7 protein-coding genes and 2 pseudogenes are annotated in these 6,613 nt (G+C 66.9%); all 9 read right to left on the bottom strand.

The window, feature by feature from the left end; translation table 11 throughout:
- Positions 1–660 (bottom strand): annotated as a pseudogene (locus V6M89_RS30150) (flagellar hook-length control protein FliK); the annotation flags it as partial.
- Complete coding sequence (locus V6M89_RS30145) at positions 657–974, bottom strand: hypothetical protein (RefSeq protein WP_332856671.1); 318 nt, start codon at positions 972–974, stop codon at positions 657–659. The pseudogene V6M89_RS30150 and the gene V6M89_RS30145, both read right to left, overlap by 4 nt.
- Positions 967–1,356, bottom strand: a complete 390-nt coding sequence (fliS, locus tag V6M89_RS30140) for a flagellar export chaperone FliS (protein WP_116988556.1) — start codon at positions 1,354–1,356, stop codon at positions 967–969. Before fliS ends, V6M89_RS30145 begins: the two co-directional genes overlap by 8 nt.
- A 32-nt stretch (positions 1,357–1,388) precedes the next feature.
- Positions 1,389–2,804 (bottom strand): flagellar filament capping protein FliD, encoded by a 1,416-nt coding sequence (gene fliD, locus V6M89_RS30135; protein WP_332856670.1) that lies wholly within the window; start codon positions 2,802–2,804, stop codon positions 1,389–1,391.
- 113 nt (positions 2,805–2,917) lie between these two features.
- Positions 2,918–3,349, bottom strand: a complete 432-nt coding sequence (gene fliJ, locus V6M89_RS30130; protein WP_332856669.1) for a flagellar export protein FliJ — start codon at positions 3,347–3,349, stop codon at positions 2,918–2,920.
- Entirely contained in the window at positions 3,346–4,656 is a 1,311-nt protein-coding gene (gene fliI, locus V6M89_RS30125) for a flagellar protein export ATPase FliI (RefSeq protein WP_332856668.1), read from the bottom strand. Before fliI ends, fliJ begins: the two co-directional genes overlap by 4 nt.
- The gene (gene fliH, locus V6M89_RS30120; RefSeq protein ID WP_332856667.1) at positions 4,653–5,363 is read right to left on the bottom strand and encodes a flagellar assembly protein FliH; all 711 of its coding nucleotides are present in this window, start codon (positions 5,361–5,363) and stop codon (positions 4,653–4,655) included. The genes fliI and fliH overlap by 4 nt, the downstream gene beginning before the upstream one ends.
- A complete protein-coding gene (locus V6M89_RS30115) occupies positions 5,360–6,403 on the bottom strand; it encodes a flagellar motor switch protein FliG (protein ID WP_020702668.1) in 1,044 nt (347 codons plus the stop codon). Before V6M89_RS30115 ends, fliH begins: the two co-directional genes overlap by 4 nt.
- Positions 6,387–6,613, bottom strand: a pseudogene (locus tag V6M89_RS30110) (flagellar basal-body MS-ring/collar protein FliF); the annotation flags it as partial. The gene V6M89_RS30115 and the pseudogene V6M89_RS30110, both read right to left, overlap by 17 nt.

The following is a 6,613-nucleotide window of genomic DNA, read 5'->3' as shown; positions in this document are numbered from 1 at the left end:
GACCGGGGCCGGGGCAGGCGCGGCGGCGGTGACGGCGACGCCGGCGGCCGACAGGTTCAAACGGGTGACGGCGCTGTTCAGCGTCGAGGTGGCGCCGACCGCGTCGCTGCGCGCCGCGGGGGCGCTATCGGCGCCCGCGGCCTGCTGCGCGGCATTGGCCTGCAGCGCGCTGAACATGGCCGGCACCAGGGCGGCGGCGTTGGCGGAGGCGGCGGTCACGGTGGCGGCCGCGGCGGCATCGGCCGCCTCGGCGTCGGCGGCACCGTCGGCGCCGCTGTCGGTCGCGGCGGCTTGCGGGTCGAGCGCCAGCGGGTCGCCCAGTTGCAGCAACTGGGCAAACAGCGGCGCGCCGGACTGGGCTTCGTCGGTGGCCGGCTCGGCCTGGTCGCGGCCCGGATAGCTGACCGGGTCGTTCTGGCTGGCCGGCGTGGCGCTGCGCGGCGCCGCATTCTGCTTGGGCGAATTGCCGGCCGGCGTATTCTTGATGGCGCCGGTCAGCGGCGCGGACTTGGGCGGCACCCGGCTGCCGTTGTAGCCGGCGTTAGGCTGCTGCGACCGGGTCGGCATGCTGTCGAGGCCGTGATTGGGGGCGACCGGAGCGGTCAGTTCGGCTTTGGCGGCTTTGGCCGCGGCGGTGGCGCTGGAGAGTGTCATGGTCATGCTTGGATTCCGGTTGCTAACTGTTCGCTGTCTAGCGCATAGGCCAGCCAGCCTTCTTTGTTGGCCTGCATTTCATGCAGCCGCCGTTCGAGGTCCCCGGCGGCGGTGTCGCATGCGCGCACTGCTTGTTCGTGTATCTGACGCAGGGCCGCCAGCGCGGCCCGTTCGCTGCTGCTCCACTGGCCCTGGGCCGCCATCTGCGGCAGGGCGGTGGTCATCAGGGTGTTCATCGCCGCCAGCATCTTCCAGTCCTGGGCGGCGACCGCGGCGCTCATCTTTTGCGCCATTTGCAGCAGCGCGCGTTGCCTATCCATTTTTGGCCTGTACGCCCAGCCAGCCCTTTTTAATGGTGGTCAGCAAGGTCGTCACCTCGTCGATGATGGTCGGGTCCAGGCTGACGCCGGCGGTGTACAGGCGGCCGGCGCAGTAGTCGTACAGGCGGCCGAGGTTTTCCACCACTTCGCCGCCGTTGTCGAAGTCCAGCGAGCTGGCCAGGCCGTTGATGATGTCGGTGCACTTGTTCAGGCTGTTGGCCTTGAGCTCGTAGCGCTTGCCGACGATGTGGCCGCGCGCGCGCGCCAGCTCTTCGAGCAAGCCGTCGGTCAGCACCAGCACCAGTTCGATCGGCGACGCCCGGGTGACCTGGGCGTCCAGATTGGTGGAGTGGTAACTGCTGTAGGCTTCGTGGTTCAACATGGTGTTCACCGTACTGGTTGTGATTCGTTAACTTAATTGTCGCTGCTGGAGGAGAACATCGCCGTGAACATATTCGAGGTGCTGGTCATCGACGCCTGCAGCTGTTGCAGCGCGCTGAACTGCGCCAGATAGCGTTTGTAGGCGTTGTCGAACTGGCTCTGCACGGCGACCTGGCGCTTGGCGATGTCGTCCTGCACGCGGGTGATGGCGGTCTTGCGTCCGCCGATCAGGCCGGTGGCGGAATTGGTCCAGGTGGTCACCAGCTTGTTCATCGAGCCCAGCACGCCGCTGTCGACGCCCAGGCCGGCGCGGCCGAACAGGGTGTCGATCTTGCCCGGGTCGGCGGCGATGGTTTTCTGCAGGCGGGTGCTGTCCAGCGTCAGCGAGCCGTCGCGGGCGGCGGTGATGCCAAAGCTGATCAGCGAACGGCCGCCGGTGGCGTTGCGCAGCGTCGCGCCCAAGGTGGCGCGCAGCGCGGCCACGCCGGAATCGTTGTACAGCGCGGCGTCGTCCGACAGCGGCGTGCTGTCGGTGGACGAGGTGGCGGCGTGGTTGCCCGGCGCGGTCACGGTCTTGAACACGCCCAGCAGCTTGTTGTAGGCGTCCACAAAGCTCTGCACGTTGGCGGTGGTGGCGCTGCTGTCGGGTCCCACGGTCAGCTGCACCGGCGTCGCGCCGGCCAGCTGCGCCTGCTTGACGGTGAACTTGACGTTGTCGATGGTGCTGAAGGTGTTGGAGGCCTGGGTGACCTGGGTGCCGGTGCCCTGGTCGCCCATCCAGACGATGGCGTCCTTGGCGATGGTCTCGACCTTTTGCGTCGACAGGTCCGACTGCAGGCCGGCGTCGCCCAGGGCGCTGACGTCGAGCGAGGCGACGGCGTTGGCGGCGCCGGTCTGGGTGGCGGTCAGCACCAGCTTGGGCTGGCCGTTGACCGTCAGGGTGGAGGCGGTGACGCGCGAATTGTTGCTGGCGGCGACATTGATGGCGGCGGCGATTTCCTTGGCCGACAGGCTGCCGTCCATATTGCTGTCGGCGTTGGCCAGGTCGATCTGGAAGTTGGAGCCGTCGGCCAGCATCACCTTCAGCGAGCCGGCGCTGGTGGCGGCGCTGTTGTTGACGTTGTACGACACCTGGCCGGCGGTGGCCAGCTGCTCGACGTAGAACGAGTAGGTGCCGGCCACGGCGGTGGCGGTGGCGGTGCCGGTGGCGATCGCGGTGTTGCTGCTGGTGGCGGCGTTGGCGGCGACGCCGCTGGTGGCGGTGGTCAGCCCTTGCAGCGCGGACTGGAAGGCGCTCAGCGCGCTGCCCAGCGTGCCCAGCGCGGTGACGGTGGCGGTGGCCTTGCTGGCCCGGCTATCCAGGATGGACTTGGTCGGCGCGACATACGCGTTCGCCAGTTTCTCGGCCGTGGTTTGCGGGTCGTAGACGGGACTGCTGATGACTGCCATGATCGTTGCTCCTGGAAAGGATGATTGAAGTGTACCCTGATATAAGGCGACCTTAATCGTTTCCCTATGAAAATATTCTTAACTATTTTTTCGGCCCGCGCTGTGGCGCGCGCTTATTTCTGGCCGCGCATCCATAGTTGAGTTGCTATTTCATCATGTTGCTTGCGTTCCTGCACATTTTGCTGCGCCAGCACCACCTTCTGCTGCTTGACCAGCACCTTGCCCAGCACCTCGCGCTTGGCCCAGGCCGCGTTGAGCTGCTGTTGCGACAGCGCCATGTCGGCCTCGTGCATGTGCAGGTCGAGCCGGTGGCTGTCGGCCATCTGCATCACGGCCTGCTTGTAGTCGCCGCAGTTGCCGGCCAGCGCGGGGTGCAGATTGCCGCTGGGGCCGCTGTTGGTGTAGAGCCCGGTCAGGCGCTCCAGGTTTTTCTGATACCGTTCCCGCAAGCTTTCCTTTTCCGCCAGCTCGGTCTGCAGGCGCTCCACCTCGGTGTTGCGCAGGGCCACCAGCGTGGTCAGGTTGCGGATGTTGTGGTGGCTCATGTCATCAGCTTTTCAAGTTGGTGGATGCACGGCGCGAAGGGCGCCTCTTCCTTGGTACCCTGGCACAGGAAATCCTCGACCCTGGGGTGCAGCTGCACCGCCTTGTCGGTGACCGGATCGGCGCCCGGCACATAGGCGCCCAGCGGGATCAGGTCGCGCACGCGGTCGTGGCGCGCCATGCTGGCCTTGAGCGCGCGGGCCGCCATCAGGTGTTCGTGGGTGATGACCTGGCTCATGCAGCGGCTGATCGAGGAGGCGATGTCGATCGCCGGATAGTGGCCGCGGTCGGCCAGCTCGCGGGTCATGACGATATGGCCGTCGAGCACGGCGCGCGCGGTGTCGACCACCGGGTCCTGCTGGTCGTCGCCCTCGGCCAGCACGGTGTAGATCGCGCTCATGCTGCCGTTCTGGTTTTCGCCGTTGCCGGCCGATTCGATCAGCTGCGGCAACGCCGAGAACACCGACGGCGGATAGCCCTTGGTGGCCGGCGGCTCGCCCAGCGCCAGCGCCACCTCGCGCAGCGCCATCGCATAGCGGGTCAGCGAATCGACCAGCAGCAGCACGTTCTTGCCCTGGTCGCGGTAGTGGGCGGCGATCGAGTGGCACAGTTCGGTGGCCATGATGCGCATCAGCGGGCTTTCGTCGGCCGGCGCGATCACCAGCACCGCCTTGGCCAGGCCTTCCTTGCCGAGCGACATGTCGACGAATTCGCGTACCTCGCGCGAGCGCTCGCCGATCAGGCCGACCACCACCACGTCGGCCACGGTCTGCCGGGTCATCAGGCCCAGCAGCACGGACTTGCCGACGCCGGAGCCTGCCATCAGGCCGACCCGCTGGCCCTTGCCCAGGGTTAACATGGCGTTGATGGCGCGCACGCCCACGTCCAAGGCCTCGGTGACCGGTTTTTTCTTCAGCGGATGGATGCGCGGCGGCAGCGGTTCGAGCGGGAAGTCGCCGGACAGCTTGCCGAGGCCGTCGATCGGCTCGCCCAGGCCGTTGACCATGCGGCCCAGCCAGCCGGAGCCGATCTGCAGGCTGACTTTTTCGGCCGAGGGCAGCACGCGGGCGCCGGTGGTCAGGCCGATGGCCTTCTTGAACGGCATCAGGAACGACAGCTTGTCGCGGAAGCCGACCACTTGCGCGTCCAGCCACTCGCCGTTGACTGTCTCAATCTGGCAACGCTGGCCGGTGTGCAAAGGACATCCTACCGCCTCAAGCAGCAAACCGGACGCCCCCACCAGGCGACCGGTCGGGGTCGCCATGGGCACGGAACCCAGTTCGAGATTGCGTAAGGCGTCAGCGATCACTCTTCGATCTCCGGTTCATCGCCGCCGTCGGCAGCTTGAAGTTGATTATCGACCTGTTCCATGACAGCCGCAAGACGTTGATGACATCCGGCATCAACTTCATTATCGCCAGCCTTGATGCGGCATTCGCCGGCGTCGAGGCGGGCGTCCGGGATCAGGTTCCAACGCTTGGAACGTTTCGGGTCCAGCTCGGCGATGCGCTTGAGTTCTTCCGGGTTCAGGAAGACGTCGATTTCCTCGCGGGTGGGCGGCATCGACGCCAGCGTTTCCTCGACCAGGGCCATCAGCTGCACCGGCTGCAGGGCCAGTTCGGCGCGGATCACCTGGCGCGCCACCTTGGCCACCAGGTCGACCACTTCCTTGCGCTGGGCGGCGCGGTAGTCGGAGCGCAGTTTCTTCAGGCTTTTCAGCATGGCGTCCACCGGACGGGCCATCTGGTCGTAGGCCACCAGGGTTTCGTGGCGGCCTTCCTCGCGGCCCTGTTCCTGGCCCGAGCTGCGGCCGGCCTCGAAGCCGTCTTCCTGGCCGCGCGCCAGGCCGATCTCGTAACCGTCGCGCTGGCCCTGCTCGAAGCCTTCGCTGACCGAGGCGGCCCACTGGGCGCCGCCGTCGCCGCTCTGGCTGTGGCTGTGCGCCACGGCGCGCTGGTGCGCCAGGTTGGTGAACTGCGCCAGCGGCGGAAAACGGTAAGCGCGGAACGACTTCATTCGACCACCTGCTCGGCGAACAGCTGGATCTCGATTTCTCCGACGTCGGCCAGCGCCTTGACGGTGGCCATGATTTCCTGGCGGGTTTGCTCGATGCGCGACAGCGGCATCGGGCCGGCGCGCCGCATCATGTCCTCGAAGGCCTGGGCCTGGCGTTTCGGCATGGTCTTGAGGATGGCGTCGCGGATCGACACTTCGGCGCCCTTGAGCGCGATCGCCCATTGCTCCAGCGGCACTTCCTCGATGATGCGGGTGATCGCCACCTCGGACTGGTTGCCGAGGATGAAGAAGTCGTACATCGACAGCTCGATCTTGGACACCACCTCCGGGTCGTGCGCGCGCAGCAGCTCGACCATCTGCGCGCGGTTGCTCGGCAGGCGGTTGAGGATCTCGGCGGCCTGGCGTATCCCTTCCACGCTGGTGCTCTGCGAATCGAAGGAGGACAGGCAGCGCACCACCAGCTCGTCGAGCTCGACCAGCAGGTCGCGGTCGATCTCTTCCAGGCGGGCCAGGTTCAGCAGCACCAGGTCGCGGCCGTCGGCCGGCAGCGCGTCGATGATCTGGCCGGCCAGCGCGGCCGGCAGGAAGGCCAGGAACACCGCCTGCATCTGCACGTGCTCGTTGGAGATGTATTCGGCCAGCCACTTGGGCGAGGCCCATTGCAGGCGCGCCATCTTGGGCCGCAGTTCGTCGCCGTAGATGTTGTTGAGTACGGTATTGGCGAGGTCGCCGCCGAGCGCCAGGTCCAGCGAGCGCTTCAGGTAGCTGCGCGACGCGCCGTGCACGCCGGACTGCTGGCGGTAGTCGTCGAAGAAGGTCTGCATCGCGGTCTTGACGGACTCGACCTTGATGCCGCTCATGCGCGACATCACCTGGGTCACTTCCAGCAATTCCTCGCGCGACAGGCAGCGCAGCACGGCCGCGGCCGGCTCCTCGCCTATGCTCAGCAGCACGATCGCGGCTTGCTCGACCGGCGACAGCTGGGCGTTGCGGACGGCGTTGCCGTAGTCTTCTTCGTCGGGGTTATTGAGTTCGGCCATTTTTCTGCATCCATTGTTTGACGACTTCGGCGACACGTTCCGGTTCTTTGGCGGCCAGTACTTTCAGGTGGTCGACCATGACGTCGACCGCCGAGCCTGGCGGCGGCAGATCGTAGTTTTCCAGCAGCGGCACCACCGGCATGCCCGGCTGGGCGGCGGCGCCCGGCAGGGCGGGGGCTGCGCCCGGCGCGCCCGGCGCATGGGCGCCGG

The organism is Duganella sp. S19_KUP01_CR8 (assembly GCF_036688705.1).
Classification (GTDB): domain Bacteria; phylum Pseudomonadota; class Gammaproteobacteria; order Burkholderiales; family Burkholderiaceae_D; genus Rugamonas.
Note: the sequence above shows the minus strand (reverse complement) of the source record. Positions and strands in the feature narration are given on the sequence as shown.

Coding starts and splice junctions, on each gene's coding strand:
- V6M89_RS30145 (WP_332856671.1), bottom strand. CDS start 974: ATGGATAGGCAACGCGCGCTGCTGCAAATGGCGCAAAAGATGAGCGCC.
- V6M89_RS30115 (WP_020702668.1), bottom strand. CDS start 6,403: ATGGCCGAACTCAATAACCCCGACGAAGAAGACTACGGCAACGCCGTC.
- fliJ (WP_332856669.1), bottom strand. CDS start 3,349: ATGAGCCACCACAACATCCGCAACCTGACCACGCTGGTGGCCCTGCGC.
- fliD (WP_332856670.1), bottom strand. CDS start 2,804: ATGGCAGTCATCAGCAGTCCCGTCTACGACCCGCAAACCACGGCCGAG.
- fliH (WP_332856667.1), bottom strand. CDS start 5,363: ATGAAGTCGTTCCGCGCTTACCGTTTTCCGCCGCTGGCGCAGTTCACC.
- fliS (WP_116988556.1), bottom strand. CDS start 1,356: ATGTTGAACCACGAAGCCTACAGCAGTTACCACTCCACCAATCTGGAC.